A 20,179-nucleotide genomic window follows, 5' to 3' on the forward strand; every position below is an offset into this window, starting at 1 on the left:
GGGAGCTGGCTTGCCAGCGATTGCCATGGTGAATTCACTAATGCAATCGCTGGCAAGCCAGCTCCCACAGGGTTTAGTGGTGCTGGGCCATTTGGGGTGTTTCAGCCAGATCGAACGCCTGCCAGCCGCCCCCCAGCGCCTTGTACAACCCCACCAACGCCTGGGACACCGCCGCCGAGCTGTCGATCCACTGCTCTTCACTGGCCAGCAACGCCCCCTGCACACTCAGCACATTGAGGAAGTCCACCGCCCCCTCGACGTACTGCCGCTGCGCCGTTTCCAGGGCGATGCGGTTCTGCCTGACCGCCTCGGCCAGATGGTCACGACGCAACTGACTGGCGTTGTACAGGCGTAGCACATCGTCGATTTCATGCCAGGCGCCGAGTACCACCTTGCGGTAGTTCAGCGCCGCTTCCTGCTGCTGCGCCTCACGCAGCTCAAGCACACCACTCAAGCGCCCGCCCTCGAAGATCGGCAGGGAAACCTGCGGGCCAATGGCGAAGCGCCGGGCATCCCAGGCGCCGAAATCACTGAGCTGCATGGCCTGGAAACCGAAATTGCCGGACAGGCGGATGCTCGGATAGAAGTCCGCCTTGGCCACGCCGATGCTCGCCGTCGCCGCGTGCAGGCGCGCTTCAGCCTGACGGATATCCGGCCGCCGCTCGGCCAGCTGCGACGGCACGCCAATCGCAAAGCGCTGTTGTGGCGCCGGCAGTTCGGCGCTTTCCAGCAGCTCGCTTTGCAACGTGCGCGGCGGCTCGGCGGCAAGCAGGCCGATGGCATTGATCAGATCGGCCTGACGCGCTTCCAGGGTCGGCAAGCGCGCCTCGATGGAGGCCACCTGGGCACTGGCCTGGGCCACATCGAGACGGGTGGCAACCCCTTGGGCCTGACGGTCATTGGACAGTTTCAGGCTGTGCTGCGCGACCTTGAGGTTGTCGCGGGTCACCGCCAGGCTGTGCTGCACCGCGCGCAGCTGGATATAGTCACCCGCCGTTTCCGCCAGCAGCGCCAGGAGCACGCTACGGCGGTCGTTTTCGGCCACTTCCACCGAAGCGTCGGCCGCTTCGACCTGACGCCGTACCCGACCCCAGAGGTCCAGCTCCCAACCAGCAACCAGATCACCCTGCCACAGGTTGTAGGCCGCCTTGCCCGAATTCCCGGACGGATCGCTCAGCCCTTCAGCGCTGTTGCGCGCCCGGCTGTAGCCACCGCTGACGCCCACCGATGGCGTTTCATCGGCGGCGATGCTGCTGCGCAAGGCGCGGCTCTGCAACAGCCGCGCACTGGCCATGCGCAGGTCGAGGTTGTTGGCTGCGACCTTTTCGATCAGGGCGCTGAGACGGGCATCGTGGAAACTCTCCCACCAGCGCAGTTCCAGCGGCTCGGCAACCGGCTGGCTGGCAGCCGCCTCGCCCTGCAACCCGGCCCACTGCTGCGGCGCCTGGCTGTCCGGGCGCTGGAAATCCGGGCCCAGGGTACAGCCGGCGAGTACCACGCCGAGCAGCAACGGGCTCAAGCGAAACAGGCTGTTCATCGCGCGCTGATCTCCTTGCCGTTGAGGGTGTCACCCTGGGTATCGATCACCGCTTCCACCGACATGCCCACCCGCAGGCGCTCCAGCAGCGGCTGGTCGGCGTCGAAGACGATCTTCACCGGAATGCGCTGGACCACCTTGGTGAAGTTGCCGGTGGCGTTGTCCGGCTTGACGGCAGCGAAGGTCACCCCGGTGGCCGGGGCGATGCTCTGCACGTGGCCGCGCAGGGTTTCGCCGGAGAAGGTATCGACGCTGATGCTCACCGGCTGGCCAGGCTGGACATGGGTAAGCTGGGTTTCCTGGAAGTTGCCGACGACGTAGGCGTGGTTGAGCGGCACCACCGAAAGCAGGCGGGCACCCGGGTTGACGTAGGCACCGACGCGCAATGCACGCTCGCCGACCATGCCGTCCACCGGCGCCAGGATGCGCGTGTAGGACAGGTCCAGGTTGGCCTTCTCCAGTCCGGCTTCGGCACGCTTGAGCTGGCCGTCGGCGCTGGCCACCTGGGCCTGGAGGATATCTACCTGCTTGCGCGTCGCCAGCAGTGCGGCCTGTGCGTTGGCCAGGCGGGCGCGGGCCTGGTCGACCCGGCTGCGCGCCTGCTGGGCGTTCTGCACGGTGCCGGCACCCTGCTCGGCCAGGCGGCTGTAGCGGGTGGTTTCATGATCGGCAAAGGCCGCTTCCGCCTGCGCCGCCTTCACCGCCGCCTCGGCTTGGGCGATCAGCGCGGCCTGGCGCTCGAGGGTCGCGCGAGCATCGGCACTCTGCGCCCGGGCCACCAGCAACTGCGCCTGGGCAGCATCGAGGGCGGCCTGGTAATCGCGGTCATCGAGAGTCGCCAGCAGTTGCCCGGCCTGGACTTGCTGGTTGTCTTCCACCAGCACTTCCTTGATGAAACCGCTCACCTTCGGCGCGACCACGGTGTAGTCGGCGCTGACGTAGGCGTCGTTGGTGCTCTGCCGGTGGTCGTTGCCCAGCAGGTGCGGGGCACCGATGGCAGCGAGGACGGCGATGGCGAGCACCGAGCCGATCAGGATGTTCTTGCGGGTGTTGGTCATGTCGAAAATTCTCGAATTCATCCGGGCTCAGGCCACCGCGCGCGGTGGGTAGACCCGTGTAGGCACGAAAGGAATCAGGCAGATCAGGGCCACGGCAATGCAGGCCATGACCAGGTAGAGGTCGGCCGAAGTCAGTACAAGGGCCTGTTCATGAATGCGCTTGGCCAGGCCCGCGGCGTTGTCGTCGAGCAAGGGGGCGTTGCCCAGGCTGTCGGTGAGGTGGGTGGAGTGGAAATGCCGGCGCAGGGTGCCGAGAGCATCCAGCAGGCCGCCGGCGATCACCGCCGCCAGGCCCTTCACCGTGTTGAACCAGGCCGAGGCGAACGGCCCTTCCTGCGGGCTCATGCCGTTGGTGGAGAGCATCAGCAGCGGCAGCACCGCCATCGGCTGGCCGAACACGTGGAGCAGTTGCAGGACGTAGAAGTTGTCGCGGATCCATTCCGAGGTCAGTTGGGTGCCGCCGAGGCAGGCCAGGGCCAGCAGGCCGAGACCACAGGCCAAAACCCAGCGGCAGTCCACTGCGCGGATGTTGCACAGCGCCGCCACCAGCGGCAGCGAGATCAGTTGCGGCATGGCCACCAACAGCATCAGCGGGCTGGTCTGCGCCGGGCGATAGCCCTGGACCTGAGCCAGGTACGCCGAAGGAATGCTGATCGCCGCCGACAGCACGATCAGCACCCCGGCCAAAGTCACCAGGGCGAAGCTGAGGTTGCGCCGACCCAGCATGCGCAACTGGAAGAACGGCAGCGGCTCGGACCATTCGTTGAACATGAACAGCACCAGCAGCACCAGGCCACCGCCGAGCAGCCAGCAGATCAGCGGCGAGTCGAACCAGCCCCAGCGGTCGCCCAGGCTCAGTCCGAGGACCAGCGAACTGATCGCCGGCAGGCCGAGCAGCACACCGCGCCAGTCCAGTTGGCGGAAGCGTTCCAGGCGCAGCGGGTCCTGGGGCAGGCCCCAGCCGACGCAGAACATCGCTAGCAGCGACGGCACGATGATCTGCCAGAACGACCACTGCCAGCCGACATACTCGGTCCACAGTCCGGCCAACGGCGTCCCGAGGTTGGGGCCGAAGGTGGCGGTCAGGGCGTAGCAGGCCAGGCCGTAGACCTTGATCCCCGGCGGCAGGAAGCGCAGGGCCACGCTCATCAGCATCGGCGGCAACGCCCCGGAAGCCAGACCCTGGACGATGCGCAGCAGCATCAGGCTGTACAGGTCCGGGGCGTAGGGCTGGAGCAGGCCGAGCACGGCGAATACGCCGATGGCCGACAGCGTGAAGCGCCGCAGGGAGAAGGTGGTCGCCAGCCAAGGCGCAAAGGCCATGGCCGACACCGAGGCGGCGGCATACACCGCCACCAGCCAGGCACCCTCGTCGGCGCCGATGCCCATGGCACCGCGGATATCCGCCAGGGAGACCTTGGTCACCATCTCGTTGAGCCCGGCGCAGAGCACCGCCAGCAGCACGCCGAACAACCCGACCACCACCTGCAGGCCGAACGCCGGCTGCGCGGGGGCGGCCGCCTGGGGGGCGACTGGCGCGGCAAGGGGCGCGGACAGGGAAGTCATCAGAAATCTCCAGCAACAAATTGACTGGAGGGAGTTTAAAAACCCCGACTACTGACGAAAACTGACTTATGGGCAGTTTACGATTGCGCCAGACGCAATCCGTGGTTCACGGGTCGACTTCACAGCAGGTTTTCAGGGTCTGGCGCAGCCAGCGGTGGGCCGGATCGTTATGGAAGCGCGGATGCCAGGCCTGCATCACCGTGACCCGCTCCATCGGCAGCGGAATCTCGAAGGAGCGCAGCGGCAGGCCGAGGCGGTGCACGCTGTTGAGGATGTTGGCCGGCATCGGCAGGATCAGGTCCGAAGCCGGCAGGGAGAACATCGCCGAGTGGAAGCTCGGGGTGATCAGCGCTACCCGCCGCTGCACCTTGTAGTTGGCCAGTTCCACATCGATCGGCCCGTTGGCCCGGCCGCGGCGCGACACGCTGATCTGCGGATAGGCGGCGAAGCTCTCCGGTGTGATCTCGCCCTCGAAGATCGGATGATCGCGCCGCGCCAGGCCCACATAGATGGTGTTGAACAGGCTCTGCACCTTGATCTCCGGACCGAGGTCGATGCTCGAACTGATGATCAGGTCGGTGCGCCCGTCGCGCAGCACCGCATCGTCGTCACCGCCGCTTTCCGGGACGAAGCGCAGCACGGTGTTAGGTGCCTGTTCGTGCATGGCACGCAGCAGTTGCGCGCCATAGAGGGCGATAAACAGGTCGTTGGTGCGGATATTGAAGGCCCGGTCGAGGTTGGGCAGGTCCACCTCGTCGCCGCCGCGGAACACTTGCCCGGCCTGCTCCACCAGGACCCGCACCTGCTCCTGCAACGCCAGGGCCCGTGGGGTCGGCACCAGCCCGCGGCCGGCGCGGACCAGGACCGGATCGCCAAGGGCTTCGCGGATCCGGCTCAGGGTCCGGCTCATTGCCGCCGGGCTCAGGTTCATGCGCTGGGCGGCGCCGACCACGCTGCCTTCGTCGAGCAGGGCATCGAGGGCGACGAGCAGGTTCATGTCCGGGAGTTGCATGGCCGGGTTCCCTTTGGCGAATGATGGAAACGCGATCTTAGCAGCTCAGTGGATTGCGCCGGACGCAACGATCCAGTGCACGGCAGGCCATTTATCAGGGCAGGGGAATGCGCCGAGAATGCCTTGTCCTTTTTTCCCCAAGGTATTCGCATGTCCAGTCCGGTCCTGATCGCTATCGATGCTTCTCCTGCCTGCACGGCCCTCCTCGATCTGGCGCGGCGCTACTGCCGCCCTGAGTTGCACCGGCTGCATGTGCTGCTGGCGATCGACAGCACCTTCGCGGTGCATGACCACCCGGCGCCTTATACCCGGGGCGAGCTGGAGGAATATCCGGCGGCGTGTGATGAACAGCAACTGGCGGAGCGGGCAGTGGGTGAAGCGGTGCGGGCGTTGCGCGAGGCCGGGTTCGGTGATTGCACCGGGAGCCTTGTGGCGGGTGGGCCGGTAGAGGTAATCGTCGGTAGGGCGCGAGAGTTGAATGTGGAACTGATCGTCATGGGCCACCGGCACCTGTCGCGGCTGGGACGGTTGCTGGATCCGTCGGTGAGCGGGAAGGTGATCGATCAGGTGGGGTGTCCGGTGCTGGTGGGGGCGACACACCTCGCTTGAATATTTCATGACCACTCGGCCCGAGCCTTGCAACCCTGTGGAACTAGCCATCGAACGCCCAGTCAACCGATGCACTGTCATTGTCAGGTGAGCACCATGCACAAGCCCTTTCAGCAGATCAGCGATGCCTTCTCGGACGAGTACCGGGTCAACCTCAGTATCGAGCGCCTGGACGGCAGCATCATGTTGACCCTGTCCAATGAACAGGGTCGGGTGGTGGCCAAGCGCTTGATCAGCCGTGAACAACGGGATTGCCCGAAACGGCTGGAGCGGTTGATCGACAGCGTCAGGTTCGGGATTGCCATCGAGCAGGGGCATAGCGCGGTGGATATTCTGGCGGCGATGACCGAGAGGCATGGCGGTGGGCGGTGGGGCCTCATCGCGGGTAAACCCGCTCCCACAGGGTCCGCGCAAGCCTGAACGGTCAGCGGCCCTCTTCCACATCCTTGCCATTGGCATCGATCGCCCGGCTCGACGGATAGCGCGACGACGCATAGCGCACCACCAGGATCGAGAACGACAGCAGCAAAATCCCGCCACACAGGTACAGCAGCCCCTCGTCCGGCGCCTTGTGGTGCGATACATCGCCGATCAGCAGGCGGGTCAGCGCGGTGATCGCCACATACAGCAGGAAGCGGATCGGCATGTGGTTGGTCTTGAAGTAGATCCCCACCATCGCGCCCAGTTCGAGGTAGATGAACAGCAGCAGGATATCGTCGACACTGACCCCGCCCTTGCTGATCATGTCCATGAAGGTCGCCACCGCCGCGTAGGCGGTGATCGCACCGATCCCGAACAGGGCCAGGTAGTGGAACGCCTCGACGCACAGGTTGCCCAGCGAGTCGGCAGTGCCGTGCAGGCCCTTGCGCAGTTTTTCAGCCCATTTGATGTTCACGTTGCAGATTCCCTGATACGGCTTGGAAGAGGATGCGGCAGGCATATGACGGCTATGCCTGCATGCAGTAAAAAGGCCAGCGCCCCCGCTTGAGAAGGCGACCGATTGCCGCAAGGCACGCTGCCGCGCCATCAGGTTGCAAAATCTGGGCTATAAAAAGGCCACTATCCAACGCTGGATGATTACTGTATAAATACCCAGTATTCGTATTCAATCAATTTTCGAAAAAGGCGTGAGGTGATGAATGGCCGTCGAAGTGGTGTACCGCAGCAGCCGCGACCTGGAGCGTTTGTTCATGGATAAAGCCGAAGCAGACCGTCACGACAAGATGCTCGAGCTGGCGGAGATGCTGGCCGAAGTCCTGAAGAAAGCCGTGCCGTCCCTGGACGAGCAGCAGCTCGACGATATCGGCATCTACATGGCGAAGAACCGCGATGTGTTCGCCAAGGCCTTCAAGAGCCAGCCGGACGCCCTGTCCGAACTGCTGGAAGCACCGGCCGAGGCGGAATAAGCCTCAGCCGCCGCCGTATACCAGCCGCTCGGCCAGTTGCTCGGCGACCCGCGCCGGCGAGCGTTTTTCCGCCTGGGCGTGGGCAAAGACCTCGGTCAGCCGGCTGGGGATCCGCGCCAGGTGCGCGGTGATGGCGGTGGGCGCGAGCCCTTGATGGATCAGCGCGACGTAGATCAGCCCGCCGGAATTGATGATGTAGTCCGGGGCATACAGAATGCCGCGGTTCTCCAGTTGGTCGGCCACCTGCAGGCTGGTCAGCTGGTTGTTCGCCGAGCCGGCCACCGCCGCGCAGCGCAGTTGCATCACGCTCTGCCCGGTGAGGATCGACCCCAGGCCGCAAGGCGCGAAGATATCGCAGGGCGTGCCCACCATCGCTTCGGCGGCCACCGGCTGGGCGTCGAACTGTTCCATGGCCAGTTGCACCCGGCCCTGGTCGTGGTCGCTGACCAGCAATTCGGCCCCCGCCGCATGCAGTTGTTCGGCCAGGGCATAGCCGACATTCCCCAGCCCCTGCACCGCTACCCGCAAGCCTTCCAGGTTGTCGCTGCCCAGGCGGGCCATGGACGTGGCGCGGATCCCGGCGAACACACCCAAGGCGGAATGCGGCGACGGGTCGCCGGCCTGGGTGGTGCTGGTGACGTGCCGGGTGGATTGGGCGATGCAGTCCATGTCGAGGGTCGAGGTGCCACTGTCGATGGCGGTGATGTAACGACCGTCGAGGGATTCGACGAAGCGCCCGAACGCCTCGAACAGCGCGGCACGGTTTTCCACATGGGGGGTGCGGATGATCACTGCCTTGCCGCCGCCCAACGGTAGTCCGGCCAGGGCGGCCTTGTAGGTCATGCCCTGGGCCAGGCGGATGGCGTCGGTCATGGCGCTGTTGTCGTCCGGGTAGGCCAGGTAGCGACAGCCGCCCAGCGCCGGGCCCAATTGCTCGTTGTGGATCGCGATCACCGCCTTGAGGCCGGTGGCCGGGTCGGTGCACAGGTGCAGCGAACCGGTACGGCTGCTTTGCATGAGAGCGAACATCTGCGGGCCCTCCTGAACAGTGCTGCATCCAGTATAGGTGTCCCCTTCGGGCCTGCCGGAGCACTGGACGAAACGCCGTGCCAGGGCTAAAACAGAAGCTCTTGACGGAGATCGCCATGAACCCACGCCTCGCCTGCCTGGCCTGTCTGGAACGCACGCCCCCGGCCTTGTTCGAGGCCGGTTTGTGGATCGCTGCCGAGCACGATGCCAAGGTCGATCCGGCGCAGGTGATGCGCGAGGTCAGGGACCTGCAGCGTGAGGTCAGCAATGACCTGCCGCTGCTGCCACTGAACGAACTGGCCCAGCCGCTGCTGCGCAAGCTGTGCTCGCTGGGTTTCCAGGAAGACGAATACCACCCGCTGCGGCCCCAGGCTGCCCTGCTCGATCACCTGCTGCAGCGCCGTCGCGGCCAGCCGCTGGCGCTGGCCCTGCTGAGCCTGGAGCTGGCGCGGGGGTTGTCGATTCCGCTAGAGGGGGTGAATTTTCCCGGGCATTTCCTGCTGCGGGTGCCGGGGGCGGATCATCTGCTCGATCCTTGTGGCGGGCGGCGTCTGTATCCGGCGGATTGCCGGGAATTGCTCGGGCGCCAGTTCGGGCCGCAGGTGGCGTTGACGGCGGAGCATCTGAAGACGGCCAGTGCGCGGGAAATGATCCAGCGCCTGTCGCGCAACCTGAGGCAGTTGCATTCGACCCATGGCGACGATATCGCGGCGTTGAAGGATGCCGAGCGGGTGATGGAGCTGGGAGCGCCGCTGGCCAGTGACTACCTGGCCCGGGCCACCCTGTACCAGCACCTGGAGTGCCCGCAGGCCGAGCGCTATGACCTGGAGCATGCGCTGCTGCTGACCGATGATCCGATCCAGCGCTTGCGGTTGACGGAGCGGTTGGGGCATTTGCCCAGTGGGAAAAGATCAGTGCATTGATGTTGTTCTCTCGGGCCTCATCGCTGGCAAGCCAGCTCCCACAGGGTTTATGTTGACCACAGGATTTGTGATCGACGCGGTCACTGTGGGAGCTGGCTTGCCAGCGATAGGGCCCGAGAGAACAACAGGGAACTAGCCTGCAGCCGGCGTATCCGGCTGCCGCGCAGGATGCGCCAGCACGAACGCCGGATGCTCCTCCGCCAGCCCCACCACCCGCAGGATCCGCGGATACCCGCCCAGCTCGATATTGAAGCGCCTGGCCGCATACACCTGCGGAATCAGGTACACATCCGCCAGCCCCGGCTCATCGCCGAAACAGAAGCCCTGGTCACCGATCAACTGCTCCACCGCCTCCAGCCCCTGCCCGATCCAGTGGGCGATCCACTGGTTCACCGCCTCCTCGCCCTGCCCCAGCTCGCGCAGGCGATTCAGCACACTGACATTGTGCAACGGATGGATATCGCAGCCGATCAACGCCGCCACCCCACGCACCCGCGCCCGCTGCACGGGATCGTGGGGCAACAGCGCCGGCTGTGGATACACCTCTTCCAGGTACTCGATGATCGCCGGCGACTGCACCAGCAGTTCGCCGGAATCGGCCTTGAGCGCCGGCACCCGGCCCTGGGGATTGAGCGCGAGGTAATGCTCGTCGCGCTGTTCGCCCTTGAGCAGGTTGACCGGCAGCGACTGGAACTCCAGTTGCTTCAACGCCAGGGCAATCCGCACCCGGTACGACGAGGTGGAGCGGTAATAGGTGAACAGTTCCATGCGTCAGAGACCTCTCAGTTCGCCGCAACGACCTTGCCGCGGCATTCGCCGAAGCCGATGCTGGCCACGCCGTCGCGCGTGGCGCGGGCGCGCAGGATGATTTCGTCGCCGTCCTCGAGGAACTTGCGCACCTCGCCAGACGCCAGTTGCACCGGGTGCTTGCCGCCCTCGGTGATCTCCAGCAGGCTGCCGTACTGACCAGGCTCCGCACCGGACAAGGTGCCGGAACCGAACAGGTCGCCCGGCTGCAGCTGGCAACCGTTGACGCTGTGGTGAGCCACCAGCTGCGCCACGGTCCAGTACATGCTCAGGGTGTTGCTCAGGCCCAGGCGGTGCGCCGGCAGGTTCTGCTCGCGCATGCGCTCGGTGATCAGCAGCACTTCCAGTTCGATATCGAAGGCGCCGCCGGCCTGGTCACGCTTGTCCAGAAGGTACGACAGCGGTTGCGGGTCGCCGTTCGGACGGGCTGGCTGGGCGCAGCGGAAGGGTTCCAGCGCCTCGGCGGTGACTACCCAGGGCGAGATGGTGGAAATGAAGCTCTTCGACAGGAACGGACCCAGCGGCTGGTATTCCCAGGCCTGGATATCCCGCGCCGACCAGTCGTTGAGCAGGCAGAAACCGGCGATATGTTCGGCAGCATCACCGATCGGGATGGCCTGGCCCATGTCGTTGCCCTGGCCGATCCAGATACCCAGCTCCAGCTCGTAGTCCAGGCGCGCGCAGGGGCCGAAGTTCGGCTCGCTCTGCCCGGCCGGCAGGGTCTGGCCTTTCGGCCGGCGTACGTCGGTGCCCGACGGACGGATGGTCGAGGCACGGCCGTGGTAGCCGATCGGCACGTACTTGTAGTTGGGCAGCAGCGGGTTGTCCGGGCGGAACAGCTTGCCGACATTGGTGGCGTGCTGGATGCCGACGTAGAAGTCGGTGTAGTCACCGATCTGCGCCGGTACGTGCAGTACGCAGTCGCTGGCCGGATACAGGGCGCCTTTCAGTGCGGCCTGGTGCTCGCTGCCTTCGCCGAGCAGCGCCAGCAGGCGCTCGCGCAGGGCGACACGGGCACTGCGGCCGAGGGCGAAGAAGGCGTTCAAGGCGCCACCGCGGGTCGCTTCGGCGGCAGCCTTGGCTTCGCCTTCGAACAGGCCGGCAGCCAGCACCGCGTCCAGGTCGAGGATGGCGTCGCCGATGGCCACGCCGCTACGGCGCTCGCCGCCGGCGCGGCTGAAGATGCCCAGCGGCAGGTTCTGCAGCGGGAAGTCGCTATGCCCGTTGGCGTGTTCGACCCAACTGCGGGCAATGGCGGTCTGGTTCATGCTTGTCTCCGGTTCGGGGTGAAGGTGCTCGGCAGCGTGGCCCAGCAACTATCGTAGTCGTTCTGCAACTGTGGGCAGTCCAGGGCATGGCGGGTCGGACGCAGCACCTGGCCGGTCTCGAACATGAAGGCCATGGTGTTATCGATCTTGTTCGGCGCCAGATCGGCGGCGATGGCCTTGGCGCAGGTTTCGGCGTCCGGGCCGTGGGCGCTCATGCAGCCATGCAGCGAGGCGCCGCCGGGCAGGAAGCCTTCGGCCTTGGCGTCGTATTCGCCCTTGATCAGGCCCATGAACTCGTTCATCAGGTTGCGGTGGAACCACGGCGGGCGGAAGGTTTTCTCGGCGACCATCCAGCGCGGCGGGAAGATCACGAAGTCGATATTGGCCATGCCCGGCACGCTGGTCGGCGAGGTCAGTACGGTGAAGATCGACGGGTCGGGGTGGTCGAAGCTGACCGTGCCGATGGTGTTGAAGCGGCGCAGGTCGTACTTGTACGGCACGTTGTTGCCATGCCAGGCGACCACGTCCAGCGGCGAATGCTGCAGCTCGCAGCCCCAGAGTTCGCCGAGGAATTTCTGCACCAGCGACACCGGGCCTTCGTACTCTTCGTAGTGCGCCACCGGGGCGAGGAAGTCACGCGGGTTGGCCAGGCCGTTGCTGCCGATTGGGCCGAGGTCCGGGATGCGCAGCGGCGCGCCGTGGTTCTCGGCGATATAGCCGCGGGCCTCGCCGTCCGGCAGTTCGACGCGGAATTTCATGCCCCGTGGGATGACTGCGATTTCCAGCGGCTCCACCTCCAGCACGCCCAACTCGGTGACCAGGCGCAGGCGCCCCAGCTGCGGCACCAGCAATAGCTCGCCATCGGCGTTGAAGAACACCCGCTCCATGGAGCGGTTGGCGCGATAGATGTGGATGCTGATACCGGCCGGTTTCTCACCCGCCGAGTTGGCGGCCATGGTCACCCAGCCGTCGATGAAATCGGTGGGCTCGCCGGGCATGTCCAGCGGGCTCCAGCGCAGGCGGTTCGGGGTCACCGCGCCCAGCGGACCACCGGCCAGTTGCCGTTCCAGGCGCTCGAACGCCGGATGCAGTGCCGACGGACGGATACGGTACAGCCAGGTGCGCCGCTGTTGGTGGCGGCTCATGGTGAAGGCGGTACCGGAGAGCAGTTCGGCGTACAGGCCGTAAGGGGCTTTTTGCGGGGAGTTCTGGCCGACCGGCAGGGCGCCGGGCAGGGCTTCGCTGGCGAATTCATTGCCGAAACCGCTTTGGTAAGCGAGATCGGACCGGGTGTCGATGTTCATCGAGCCTCCATGGGTGACAGATTGACCGCCCTGTCGCCCATGCAAGAGGGAAGTGCTTCTGTGTTGTTTTAATTCGTAAACGGATTACGCATAACGTAATTTGCTCGCATGAGGACGTCAAGCTATAAAGGCTGCCGTCCTTAGCAAGCTCGCTCCCACAGAGAAAACAGCGCCCATGAGCAAGACCACGTCCAGCGCCGAAAACGGCAAACAGAAGGTTCGTTCGGCGGAGGTCGGTACCGATATCCTCAAGGCACTGGCGGAGCTCTCCCCCGCCACCTCGCTGTCGCGCCTGGCCGAGCACGTGGAGATGCCGGCGAGCAAGGTGCACCGTTACCTGCAGGCGCTGATCGCCAGTGGTTTCGCCGAGCAGGACCCGGCCACCAACCATTACGGCCTCGGTCGCGAAGCATTGCGCGTGGGGCTGGCGGCACTGGGCGGTATGGATGTGCTGAAAGTGGCGGCACTGCCGCTCTCGGAGCTGCGCGACGAATTGAATGAAAGCTGCTTTATCGCGGTGTGGGGCAACCAGGGCGCGACCGTGGTGAATATCGAGCCGGCGGTGCGTGCAGTAACCGTGGTGACCCAGATCGGCTCGGTGCTGCCGCTGCTCAGTTCGTCCACCGGGCTGGTGTTCGGCGCCTACCTGCCGGCGCGGGAAACCGTGGAACTGCGGGACCGCGAGCTGGCGCAGAGCGGGCATGATCTCACGCATTACGAGGCCTTGTTCGCCAGCATCCGCGAACACGGCCTGCACCATGTGCATGGCCTGCTGATGCCGGGCGTCGATGCCCTGTCGGCGCCGGTGTTCAACGCCATGGGCCAGATTGCCGCGGTGATCACCGTAGTCGGCCCGACCTCGATCTTCCACGCCGACGAACAGGGCCCGGCGGCGCAGCGTCTGCTCGCCACCGCCCAGGCCATCAGTTGGCGCTTGGGCTATCAGCCATCAGTGAACTGAATTGGTGCACTGTTGCTAACGATGCAACAGTGAATGTCAGAAAGCGCTATTTTTCCGTGGGTTGCGTCTGACTATCCTTCTCTTGCCCTGACGATCCGGTGTTCGCCAGGGCGCGAAGTTGACGCTTCGGACCCCTTAACGGTCGGTTAATGCTCTCCCCCTAGAGTGCTCTCGATTGTTGTTCCGATGCGTACCCTTCAGTTCTACCGACGTTGATTTTGAAGCTCCTTGATCTGCGTCTTGTTGGCCGCTGCGATTGCAGCGGCCTTTTTTATTGGAGCTGCAAGCCGGAAGCTGCAAGCCATAAGAAAAAGCCAGGTGCCCCGCAGATCCTCTTACAGCTTGGAGCTTGCAGCTCAGTCGCAATGAAACCGGTGCAACAACCGATGCGCCACCGGTGCCAGGATCAACCCGATACTGGCCACGAACACCAGCCCCACATACAACCCATACACCGCAAAGAACAGCTTGCCGCCTGGCGTCTGCGGCAGGTCCACCGGCCCCATTCCGCCCAGCAGCAAAGTGGCATTGAACGCCGCGTCATACCACGCCACCCCCTCCTCGAAGTGCAGGTGCCCGACCACACCAATCAGGATCGAGCCCAGCAGCAGCAACACGGCCCCCAGCGCATGCAGCAGCAGCCGGCTGCGAAACTGTCCGGTAGAGATGACCTCTTCGGTTTTCGATTCATACATGTGCGCACTCCTTGTCGCGATCACGGGCCTGCCAGCTTAGGCCAGATTCGCGATCACCACCGGAATCAGCGCCGGGCGAAGCGTTGCAGGTTGCTCATCATCTGCTGCAGGGCCTCAAGGCTGTCCTTGGGATGCACGGCATGCTCGAAGTCGCCGATGCGCCCCCAACTGGCCGCCACGTCCTCGACACTGAAGCCTTCCTGCGGATCGAAGCCGGCACCCAGGCTGCGCTCCCAGCGCACCTGGCCGATCCAGCCACCGCCGACTTCGTAGAGATTGCCGCTGTCCTGGCATTGCTCGCTACCCAGGTACACCACCAGCGGGCTGATCAGCTCGGGCTTGAGCTGTTCGAACACCTGCGGCGGGATCAGGCCCTCGGTCATGCGCGTGCCGCCGGTCGGGGCGATGGCGTTGACCAGCACGCCGTTCTTGCGCCCTTCCAGGGCCAGGGTGCGCGTGAGGCCGTAGAGGCCGAGCTTGGCCATGCCGTAGTTGGCCTGGCCGAAATTGCCGTAGATGCCCGAGGTGGACGAGGTGAAGATCACCCGCCCCCAGTTCTGCTCGCGCAGGTGCGGCCAGGCGGCGCGGGTGACCTTGTAGGCACCCTCGACATGAACCTTGTAGACCAGCTCCCAGTCAGCGTCTTCCATCTTGTGGAAGGTCTTGTCGCGCAGGATCCCGGCGTTGTTCACCACCACGTCGATGCGGCCGAAGCTGTCCAGGGCCTGCTCGACGATGCGCTGGCCATCGGTCACCGAGTCATGGTTGGCCACCGCTTCACCGCCGGCCTCGCGTATTTCCGCGACCACGCGGTCTGCCGCCGAAGCATTGGCCCCTTCGCCGTGGGTCGAGCCGCCCAGGTCGTTGACCACCACCTTCGCCCCATGCCGGGCGAACAACAGGGCATGGGCCCGGCCGAGGCCGCCACCGGCCCCCGTGACGATCACCACTCTATCTTCCAGGCGCACCGAATCGGTCATGGCTCAACTCCTACTGAACAGGGAACGGAGTGGCCAGTGTCGGCCAGCGCCCGGCCCCGGGCAACGAACCGGGCGGGCGCTGAATGGCAGGTGATAAGTGACGCTGCGGTCAGTTCCAGGCGACTTTCTGCGGAGTCCAGCTCAGCGGTTGATGACGGAAATCCAGGTAGTGGCGCAGCACCTGGGCCGGCGATTCGGTATGCGGGTAGTGGCCGATGCCGTGGAGCAGCACGGTATCGGGCTCGGGGATCAGCTGTTCGTAGCGCTCGACCATGTGCGCGCCAGACAACGGGTCCGCCGCGCCGTTGATGAAACGCAGCGGCAGGCGTGCGTCCTGCAAGGCCCCCACCCAGCGCTGGCGATGGGCCTGACGCTCGACCAGGTACTCCGACAGACGGTGCAGGATGCGATTGCCGCGATTGGCCACGATCAGGCTCCAGCAGTCATCCAGCGCGCTTTCGCTGGGCTGGGTGCCGGGCCCGTAGATCTGCCCGACATTGCGCACCAGGTCGTCGCGATCGAAGATCCGCGCCACCAGCCAGCCCAGGCGGCTGATCAACAGACGCTGGAGCAACAGCGGGCGATGGCACTCGGGAAACAGGCCGGCATTGAGGAATACGCAACTGGCGATATCGACCAGCCCTTCCTGATGGCGGGCCAGCAATTCCTGGGCGACGCTGCCGCCATAGTCATGGGCGAGCACATGCACAGGCTCCTGGATAGCCAGGTGGGCGAGCAACGCCTGCTGCAGATCGGCCTGCTCCAGCAGGCTGTAGCGGTGCTCCGCCGGCTTGGCCGAATCGCCGAAACCGAGCATGTCGCAGGCGATCACCCGGAAACGCTGGGCCAGCGGTTGCCAAAGGTAGTGCCAGTCCCAACTGGCGGTGGGGAATCCGTGAATAAGTAGCAGTGGCTCTCCTTGCCCTGCCGTCCAGTAGCGAATGCTCTGGCCGCGGAACGTGAATCCCAGGCTCCGTGTCCGCCAGACGCACAGAGGTATCTCTGCCAAAGGCATAGCGAGATCTCGGCTGGTGGTTGTTTTAGGTGTTGGTCACGGTCGGCACCTGTCGGTGCTCTGTGGGAGAGCATAGTCAGCCGCTGGCGCGGCGGTAGTCGCCTTGGCAGCCAGCTTGCTGACCTTGCGAGTCACGCGCCGAACGGCTTACAGCAGCATCGTCAGCAGCGGTGCGGCGAAGAGATTGAGCAGGCCGGTCAGGACCATCACCAGCCCCGCCACCGAGCCCTCTTCGCCACCGACTTCCCGCGCCCGGCTGACGCCCGCGCCATGGGCGCCGACGCCGAACAGCGCGCCCCGGGCCAGCGGCGTGCGCAGCGGCAAGTAGCGCAGCAGCACGCCGCCGAACACCGCGCCGAGCACGCCGGTGAACATCACGAACACCGCCGCCAGTTCCGGCACCCCGCCCAGTTGCTCGGCCAGCGGCATGGCAAACGGCGTGGTGATCGACCGCGGCAACAGCGACAGGCTCACCGAACTGTCCAGCGCCAGCAGCCGGGCCAGGGCCCAGGAACTGGCGATGGACGCCGCGCTGCCCATCAGCATGCCCAGGCACAGGGCTTTCCAGTGCCGCGCCAGCAGGCGCCGCTGCTGCCAGATCGGCACGGCGAAGGCCACGGTGACCGGGCCGAGCACCCCCATCAGCCAGTGGGTATCCCGGGAGTATTCGGCGTAGGCGGTGTGCAGCGGTACGGCGATCGCCAGCAACACCGTCGGCACCAGGATCAGCGGCGACAGCAGGTAGCGCCCGGTGCGCCGGTACAGCCAGCGGCTGCCGAGGTAGGCCAGCAGGGTCAGGGCCAGCCAGAACAGCGGCATCGGCTCAAGACTCATGGCGCAGGCTCCGGCGGCAGACCCATTCCACGGTAAAGGCGGTGACCACCATCACCAGCAGGGTGCTGACGGTGATCACCAGAAGGATGCGCCAGCCGTCGTTGCGCATCAGCGCGCCGTAGTCCAGCAGGCTCATCAGCGCCGGGATGAAGAACAGCAGCATTTCCGCCATCAGGATCCCGGCGCCGCGTTGCAGGGCAGTGGGCTTGAGCCAGCCAAAAGCGAACAGCACCAACAGCAGGGCCAGGCCCATTACGCCACCGGGGATCGGCCAGCCGAGCCAGCTCGCCAGTTGCCCGCCGAGCAGGTAAAGCACCAGCAGCACGCCCAGCTCGGCAAGCAGGCGCGCAAGGCATTTCAGGTTCACGAAGGTCATTGAAGGGGTCCTCTGGGGCGCCCAGTGTAAAATTTCGGTCACGCATGCAAAAAGCGAATTGTTAGACTGGACTCCATTCCAAACTGGAATCCAGACCATGGACTTCAAGCAACTGCGCAGTTTCATCGAAGTGGTGCATCGCGGTAGCTTTACCCAGGCCGCGCAGACCCTGCATATCAGCCAGTCGGCGGTGAGCAAGCAGGTTGCCCAGCTGGAACAGGACCTCGGCGTGGTCCTCCTGGAACGCCATGCCTCGCGCCTGCACCTGACGGCGGCCGGCAAGGTGGTGCTGGAACGTGGCGAGGCCATGCAGCATCTGCGCCAGGCCCTGCAGAACGAATTGGACGACCTCAGCCAGCTGGCCCGTGGCGAACTCAGCCTGGGTTTGCCCTTGCTGGGCAGCGATGCGCTGTTCGCCGGCCTGTTTGCCGAATACCGGCGACGCTACCCGAATATCAGCGTGCAGATGCTCGAAGGCGGCAGCCGCACCATCGAGCAGGCGGTGCTCAGCGGCGAGCTGGAACTGGGTGGCAGCCTGACCCCGAGCGATCCGGCGTTCGATTCGCAACCCTTCTGCAACGAGCCGATGGACGCCCTGCTGCCGCTGGATCATCCACTGGCCGGCAAGGCCAGCGTGCACCTGGCGGAACTGGCGGACACCCCCTTCCTGCTCTATCAGCGCAGCTTCGTGCTCAACGACCGTTTGTTGAGTGCCTGCCAGGCCCTGGGCTTTACCCCGAAGGAAGGCGGCCGCAGCGGCCAGGCGGACTTCCTCGCCGCGCTGGTGGCCGCCGGGCAAGGGGTGGTGCTGTTGCCGAGAATCGTGGCCAAGGCGCTGGAACGCCCCGGGGTGGTGCGCCTGGCCCTGAGCGAACCACAGGACCTGCGCTGGGACATCGCCTTTATCTGGCGTCGGGGCGCCTACCTGTCGGCGGCGGCCCGGGCCTGGCTGGAACTGCTGAAGGAATATCCGCAGCCAGCGGAGTGAATCAGCCGCGCAGCTTGCCGGCGAACTCGGCGATCCATGGCTCGGCATCGACCTCCGGGGTCACGGTTTCGCTGGCATCCAGGCGCAGCATCGGCTGGATTTCGTTGACGCCCAGTTCGCCGAACAGCTCACGCAGTTGCTCGCCGCCGCCGCAGTAGGTGTCGCCGTAGCTGGAATCGCCCAGGGCGATCACCGCACCCGGCAGGCCACGCCAGGCGGCGGGCAGGATGTCGCGGATTTCGCTGTACAGCGGCATCAGCCCGTCGGGAAGTTCGCCCATGCCGGTGGTGGAGGTCACGGCCAGGAACGCCTGGGGCTCGAATGCCTGGACGTCGGCGAGGGTGGCCCGGGCGGCGTGCCAGGCTTCGAAACCCTCGGCCTTGAGCAGCGACTGGGCGTGACGGGCGACTTCTTCGGCGGTGCCATAGACCGAACCGGACAGGATGACCACTTTCATGACGGATTCCGTAGTTGAGCAAAAGCGTAGGATACTAGCATCGATGGCTGGCAAAAGGCCTTATCCCTTGGCCGTACATGCACTAGAATCGCGCTCTCAGTCGTCTCCGCCCCGGTTGCCCCGATGATCAACGCCACACTGCTGCAACGCATGATCGATGCCTCCAACGACGGTATCGTGGTCGCCGAACAGGAAGGCGACGAAGACACCATCCTGATCTATGTGAACCCGGCGTTCGAGCGCCTGAGCGGGTACGAGGCCAACGACATCCTCTATCGCGACTGCCGCTTCCTCCAGGGCGACGACCGCGACCAGCCGGCGCGGGCGCGGATCCGCCAGGCCCTGGACAGCCGCCAGCCGTGCCGCGAAGTGCTGCGCAATTACCGCAAGGACGGCAGCGTGTTCTGGAACGAGCTGTCGATCACCCCGGTGTTCAACGAGGCCGATCAACTCACGTATTTCGTCGGCATCCAGAAGGATGTCACCCGCCAGGTCGAAGCCGAACAGCGGGTCGCGGAGCTGGAGCGGGAACTGGCCGACGCCCGGGCGCGAATTCGCGACCTGGAAAACGACCAGCGGTCTTAACAAAGGCACCGATTCGCGGTCCACTCATCACCCCCGGAAACGCGCAGCATCCACGATCATGCAAGCCGATGCCCTTCTGACCCAGGACGAACTGGACTTTATCCAGAGCGTGCACCGCTCGCCCCAGCTCAACCGCCTGGACGCCATCTCCAGCCTGCGCCTCAATGGTCACAGAGACCTGCAGCAGTTGCTCACCCGGCTGGTGGCCAGCGAGCAGGTAACCGTGCAGGCGCAACTGGACAATCAGCAGATGAGTTTTCCGCTGCAGTTGGTGGAAGACGAGTTTCATGCCCTGCACCTGCAACTGGGCGCGCCGAGCATCTATGAGGAGGGTGCGGTGGTCCGGCCGTGGCGGCTGACCCTGGAGCAGCCGGTGATGCTGGAAGACCAGTTGGGCCTGAGCAGCGGCCTGAAAGTCCGGGAGATTTCCTTCAAGGGTGTGCTGCTGGAGCTACCGGAAGGCAGGAAGGCGCCGAAGTCCTTCAGCCTGTGGTTCGCGCCGGATGGCATCGCCCCGATCGCCCTGCGCGGCACCCTGCAACGCATCACCGCCGAGGGCCTGGCGGCCTACAAGCTGAGCCAGCGCCAGCCGGAAGAGATCGAGCGGCTGCGCCAGTACATGCTCCAGCAACACCGCCGGGCACATCCTGAAGTGCACTCAAAACTCTAAAGCACGACGCGGACCTTGTGGGAGCGGGTTCACCCGCGATTACGTCAGTGAATTCACTACCGCTATCGCGGGTAAACCCGCTCCCACAGGGTCCGCGTT

General features: G+C 65.2%; 23 protein-coding genes. 8 read left to right on the plus strand and 15 right to left on the minus strand.

The window, feature by feature from the left end; translation table 11 throughout:
- Nucleotides 1-73: 73 nt before the first annotated feature.
- The 4 genes from AC2CQI_RS15795 to AC2CQI_RS15810 all read right to left on the minus strand — a co-directional run bounded on the left by AC2CQI_RS15795 (nucleotide 74) and on the right by AC2CQI_RS15810 (nucleotide 5,173).
- Nucleotides 74-1,537 carry an efflux transporter outer membrane subunit gene (locus AC2CQI_RS15795; protein ID WP_075806384.1) on the minus strand — a complete coding sequence of 488 codons (1,464 nt, stop codon included), beginning with the start codon at nucleotides 1,535-1,537 and terminating at the stop codon, nucleotides 74-76.
- A complete protein-coding gene (locus tag AC2CQI_RS15800) occupies nucleotides 1,534-2,595 on the minus strand; it encodes an HlyD family secretion protein (protein ID WP_075806383.1) in 1,062 nt (353 codons plus the stop codon). Before AC2CQI_RS15800 ends, AC2CQI_RS15795 begins: the two co-directional genes overlap by 4 nt.
- Nucleotides 2,596-2,622: 27 nt before the next feature.
- Entirely contained in the window at nucleotides 2,623-4,161 is a 1,539-nt protein-coding gene (locus AC2CQI_RS15805) for an MFS transporter (protein ID WP_484577260.1), read from the minus strand.
- 106 nt (nucleotides 4,162-4,267) lie between these two features.
- A complete protein-coding gene (locus AC2CQI_RS15810; RefSeq protein WP_484577261.1) occupies nucleotides 4,268-5,173 on the minus strand; it encodes a LysR family transcriptional regulator in 906 nt (301 codons plus the stop codon).
- Between the two features lie 150 nt (nucleotides 5,174-5,323).
- Here AC2CQI_RS15810 and AC2CQI_RS15815 point away from each other — a divergent pair, with 150 nt between their 5' ends.
- Together AC2CQI_RS15815 and AC2CQI_RS15820 are read left to right on the plus strand one after the other, a co-directional pair.
- Complete coding sequence (locus AC2CQI_RS15815) at nucleotides 5,324-5,782, plus strand: universal stress protein (RefSeq protein ID WP_484577262.1); 459 nt, start codon at nucleotides 5,324-5,326, stop codon at nucleotides 5,780-5,782.
- Between the two features lie 96 nt (nucleotides 5,783-5,878).
- Complete coding sequence (locus AC2CQI_RS15820) at nucleotides 5,879-6,202, plus strand: DUF3509 domain-containing protein (RefSeq protein ID WP_484577263.1); 324 nt, start codon at nucleotides 5,879-5,881, stop codon at nucleotides 6,200-6,202.
- A gap of 4 nt (nucleotides 6,203-6,206) precedes the next feature.
- On the opposite strand, the gene AC2CQI_RS15825 is transcribed toward AC2CQI_RS15820, so the two are convergent.
- Complete coding sequence (locus AC2CQI_RS15825; protein ID WP_075806371.1) at nucleotides 6,207-6,677, minus strand: phosphate-starvation-inducible protein PsiE; 471 nt, start codon at nucleotides 6,675-6,677, stop codon at nucleotides 6,207-6,209.
- 244 nt (nucleotides 6,678-6,921) lie between these two features.
- Between AC2CQI_RS15825 and AC2CQI_RS15830 the strand changes: the two genes are divergently transcribed.
- On the plus strand, nucleotides 6,922-7,188 hold the full coding sequence (locus AC2CQI_RS15830) for a YebG family protein (protein WP_075806370.1): 267 nt from the start codon (nucleotides 6,922-6,924) through the stop codon (nucleotides 7,186-7,188).
- A 3-nt stretch (nucleotides 7,189-7,191) separates the two neighbouring features.
- On the opposite strand, the gene AC2CQI_RS15835 is transcribed toward AC2CQI_RS15830, so the two are convergent.
- Nucleotides 7,192-8,217: a Leu/Phe/Val dehydrogenase gene (locus AC2CQI_RS15835; RefSeq protein ID WP_484577264.1), complete on the minus strand. Its 1,026-nt coding sequence runs from the start codon at nucleotides 8,215-8,217 to the stop codon at nucleotides 7,192-7,194.
- A 116-nt stretch (nucleotides 8,218-8,333) separates the two neighbouring features.
- Here AC2CQI_RS15835 and AC2CQI_RS15840 point away from each other — a divergent pair, with 116 nt between their 5' ends.
- The gene (locus AC2CQI_RS15840; protein WP_484577265.1) at nucleotides 8,334-9,140 is read left to right on the plus strand and encodes a SirB1 family protein; all 807 of its coding nucleotides are present in this window, start codon (nucleotides 8,334-8,336) and stop codon (nucleotides 9,138-9,140) included.
- 132 nt (nucleotides 9,141-9,272) lie between these two features.
- Here the strand turns inward: AC2CQI_RS15840 and maiA are convergent, their stop codons facing one another.
- The 3 genes from maiA to hmgA are packed head-to-tail and all read right to left on the minus strand — an operon-like array spanning nucleotide 9,273 to nucleotide 12,519.
- Entirely contained in the window at nucleotides 9,273-9,908 is a 636-nt protein-coding gene (gene maiA / locus AC2CQI_RS15845) for a maleylacetoacetate isomerase (protein WP_484577266.1), read from the minus strand.
- A 14-nt stretch (nucleotides 9,909-9,922) separates the two neighbouring features.
- A complete protein-coding gene (gene fahA / locus AC2CQI_RS15850) occupies nucleotides 9,923-11,215 on the minus strand; it encodes a fumarylacetoacetase (RefSeq protein WP_484577267.1) in 1,293 nt (430 codons plus the stop codon).
- Nucleotides 11,212-12,519, minus strand: coding sequence for a homogentisate 1,2-dioxygenase (gene hmgA / locus AC2CQI_RS15855; protein ID WP_484577268.1), 1,308 nt, complete (start codon nucleotides 12,517-12,519; stop codon nucleotides 11,212-11,214). Before hmgA ends, fahA begins: the two co-directional genes overlap by 4 nt.
- A gap of 175 nt (nucleotides 12,520-12,694) precedes the next feature.
- Here hmgA and AC2CQI_RS15860 point away from each other — a divergent pair, with 175 nt between their 5' ends.
- A complete protein-coding gene (locus tag AC2CQI_RS15860) occupies nucleotides 12,695-13,480 on the plus strand; it encodes an IclR family transcriptional regulator (RefSeq protein ID WP_075806364.1) in 786 nt (261 codons plus the stop codon).
- Between the two features lie 356 nt (nucleotides 13,481-13,836).
- On the opposite strand, the gene AC2CQI_RS15865 is transcribed toward AC2CQI_RS15860, so the two are convergent.
- The 5 genes from AC2CQI_RS15865 to AC2CQI_RS15885 form a co-directional block, all read right to left on the minus strand.
- The gene (locus AC2CQI_RS15865) at nucleotides 13,837-14,175 is read right to left on the minus strand and encodes a hypothetical protein (protein WP_484577269.1); all 339 of its coding nucleotides are present in this window, start codon (nucleotides 14,173-14,175) and stop codon (nucleotides 13,837-13,839) included.
- 65 nt (nucleotides 14,176-14,240) lie between these two features.
- The gene (locus AC2CQI_RS15870; protein ID WP_075806362.1) at nucleotides 14,241-15,155 is read right to left on the minus strand and encodes an SDR family oxidoreductase; all 915 of its coding nucleotides are present in this window, start codon (nucleotides 15,153-15,155) and stop codon (nucleotides 14,241-14,243) included.
- A gap of 109 nt (nucleotides 15,156-15,264) precedes the next feature.
- On the minus strand, nucleotides 15,265-16,170 hold the full coding sequence (locus AC2CQI_RS15875; protein WP_484577270.1) for an alpha/beta fold hydrolase: 906 nt from the start codon (nucleotides 16,168-16,170) through the stop codon (nucleotides 15,265-15,267).
- Nucleotides 16,171-16,317: 147 nt separating this feature from the next.
- Nucleotides 16,318-17,004, minus strand: a complete 687-nt coding sequence (locus tag AC2CQI_RS15880) for an LrgB family protein (protein ID WP_484577271.1) — start codon at nucleotides 17,002-17,004, stop codon at nucleotides 16,318-16,320.
- Nucleotides 16,994-17,380, minus strand: coding sequence for a CidA/LrgA family protein (locus tag AC2CQI_RS15885; protein WP_484577272.1), 387 nt, complete (start codon nucleotides 17,378-17,380; stop codon nucleotides 16,994-16,996). Before AC2CQI_RS15885 ends, AC2CQI_RS15880 begins: the two co-directional genes overlap by 11 nt.
- Nucleotides 17,381-17,477: 97 nt before the next feature.
- Between AC2CQI_RS15885 and AC2CQI_RS15890 the strand changes: the two genes are divergently transcribed.
- The gene (locus tag AC2CQI_RS15890) at nucleotides 17,478-18,368 is read left to right on the plus strand and encodes a LysR substrate-binding domain-containing protein (RefSeq protein WP_484577273.1); all 891 of its coding nucleotides are present in this window, start codon (nucleotides 17,478-17,480) and stop codon (nucleotides 18,366-18,368) included.
- 1 nt (nucleotide 18,369) lies between these two features.
- Here the strand turns inward: AC2CQI_RS15890 and AC2CQI_RS15895 are convergent, their stop codons facing one another.
- Nucleotides 18,370-18,825: a flavodoxin gene (locus AC2CQI_RS15895; protein WP_484577274.1), complete on the minus strand. Its 456-nt coding sequence runs from the start codon at nucleotides 18,823-18,825 to the stop codon at nucleotides 18,370-18,372.
- A 123-nt stretch (nucleotides 18,826-18,948) separates the two neighbouring features.
- Between AC2CQI_RS15895 and AC2CQI_RS15900 the strand changes: the two genes are divergently transcribed.
- Together AC2CQI_RS15900 and AC2CQI_RS15905 are read left to right on the plus strand one after the other, a co-directional pair.
- The gene (locus AC2CQI_RS15900; protein ID WP_484577275.1) at nucleotides 18,949-19,410 is read left to right on the plus strand and encodes a PAS domain S-box protein; all 462 of its coding nucleotides are present in this window, start codon (nucleotides 18,949-18,951) and stop codon (nucleotides 19,408-19,410) included.
- A 58-nt stretch (nucleotides 19,411-19,468) separates the two neighbouring features.
- The gene (locus AC2CQI_RS15905) at nucleotides 19,469-20,080 is read left to right on the plus strand and encodes a hypothetical protein (protein WP_484577276.1); all 612 of its coding nucleotides are present in this window, start codon (nucleotides 19,469-19,471) and stop codon (nucleotides 20,078-20,080) included.
- The last annotated feature ends 99 nt before the right edge of the window (nucleotides 20,081-20,179 follow it).

It is taken from the genome of Pseudomonas sp. P2S-1, from assembly GCF_057197725.1.

Coding starts and splice junctions, on each gene's coding strand:
- AC2CQI_RS15795 (WP_075806384.1), bottom strand. CDS start 1,537: ATGAACAGCCTGTTTCGCTTGAGCCCGTTGCTGCTCGGCGTGGTACTC.
- AC2CQI_RS15800 (WP_075806383.1), bottom strand. CDS start 2,595: ATGACCAACACCCGCAAGAACATCCTGATCGGCTCGGTGCTCGCCATC.
- AC2CQI_RS15805 (WP_484577260.1), bottom strand. CDS start 4,161: ATGACTTCCCTGTCCGCGCCCCTTGCCGCGCCAGTCGCCCCCCAGGCG.
- AC2CQI_RS15810 (WP_484577261.1), bottom strand. CDS start 5,173: ATGCAACTCCCGGACATGAACCTGCTCGTCGCCCTCGATGCCCTGCTC.
- AC2CQI_RS15815 (WP_484577262.1), top strand. CDS start 5,324: ATGTCCAGTCCGGTCCTGATCGCTATCGATGCTTCTCCTGCCTGCACG.
- AC2CQI_RS15820 (WP_484577263.1), top strand. CDS start 5,879: ATGCACAAGCCCTTTCAGCAGATCAGCGATGCCTTCTCGGACGAGTAC.
- AC2CQI_RS15830 (WP_075806370.1), top strand. CDS start 6,922: ATGGCCGTCGAAGTGGTGTACCGCAGCAGCCGCGACCTGGAGCGTTTG.
- AC2CQI_RS15835 (WP_484577264.1), bottom strand. CDS start 8,217: ATGTTCGCTCTCATGCAAAGCAGCCGTACCGGTTCGCTGCACCTGTGC.
- AC2CQI_RS15840 (WP_484577265.1), top strand. CDS start 8,334: ATGAACCCACGCCTCGCCTGCCTGGCCTGTCTGGAACGCACGCCCCCG.
- maiA (WP_484577266.1), bottom strand. CDS start 9,908: ATGGAACTGTTCACCTATTACCGCTCCACCTCGTCGTACCGGGTGCGG.
- fahA (WP_484577267.1), bottom strand. CDS start 11,215: ATGAACCAGACCGCCATTGCCCGCAGTTGGGTCGAACACGCCAACGGG.
- hmgA (WP_484577268.1), bottom strand. CDS start 12,519: ATGAACATCGACACCCGGTCCGATCTCGCTTACCAAAGCGGTTTCGGC.
- AC2CQI_RS15860 (WP_075806364.1), top strand. CDS start 12,695: ATGAGCAAGACCACGTCCAGCGCCGAAAACGGCAAACAGAAGGTTCGT.
- AC2CQI_RS15865 (WP_484577269.1), bottom strand. CDS start 14,175: ATGTATGAATCGAAAACCGAAGAGGTCATCTCTACCGGACAGTTTCGC.
- AC2CQI_RS15870 (WP_075806362.1), bottom strand. CDS start 15,155: ATGACCGATTCGGTGCGCCTGGAAGATAGAGTGGTGATCGTCACGGGG.
- AC2CQI_RS15875 (WP_484577270.1), bottom strand. CDS start 16,170: ATGCCTTTGGCAGAGATACCTCTGTGCGTCTGGCGGACACGGAGCCTG.
- AC2CQI_RS15880 (WP_484577271.1), bottom strand. CDS start 17,004: ATGAGTCTTGAGCCGATGCCGCTGTTCTGGCTGGCCCTGACCCTGCTG.
- AC2CQI_RS15885 (WP_484577272.1), bottom strand. CDS start 17,380: ATGACCTTCGTGAACCTGAAATGCCTTGCGCGCCTGCTTGCCGAGCTG.
- AC2CQI_RS15890 (WP_484577273.1), top strand. CDS start 17,478: ATGGACTTCAAGCAACTGCGCAGTTTCATCGAAGTGGTGCATCGCGGT.
- AC2CQI_RS15895 (WP_484577274.1), bottom strand. CDS start 18,825: ATGAAAGTGGTCATCCTGTCCGGTTCGGTCTATGGCACCGCCGAAGAA.
- AC2CQI_RS15900 (WP_484577275.1), top strand. CDS start 18,949: ATGATCAACGCCACACTGCTGCAACGCATGATCGATGCCTCCAACGAC.
- AC2CQI_RS15905 (WP_484577276.1), top strand. CDS start 19,469: ATGCAAGCCGATGCCCTTCTGACCCAGGACGAACTGGACTTTATCCAG.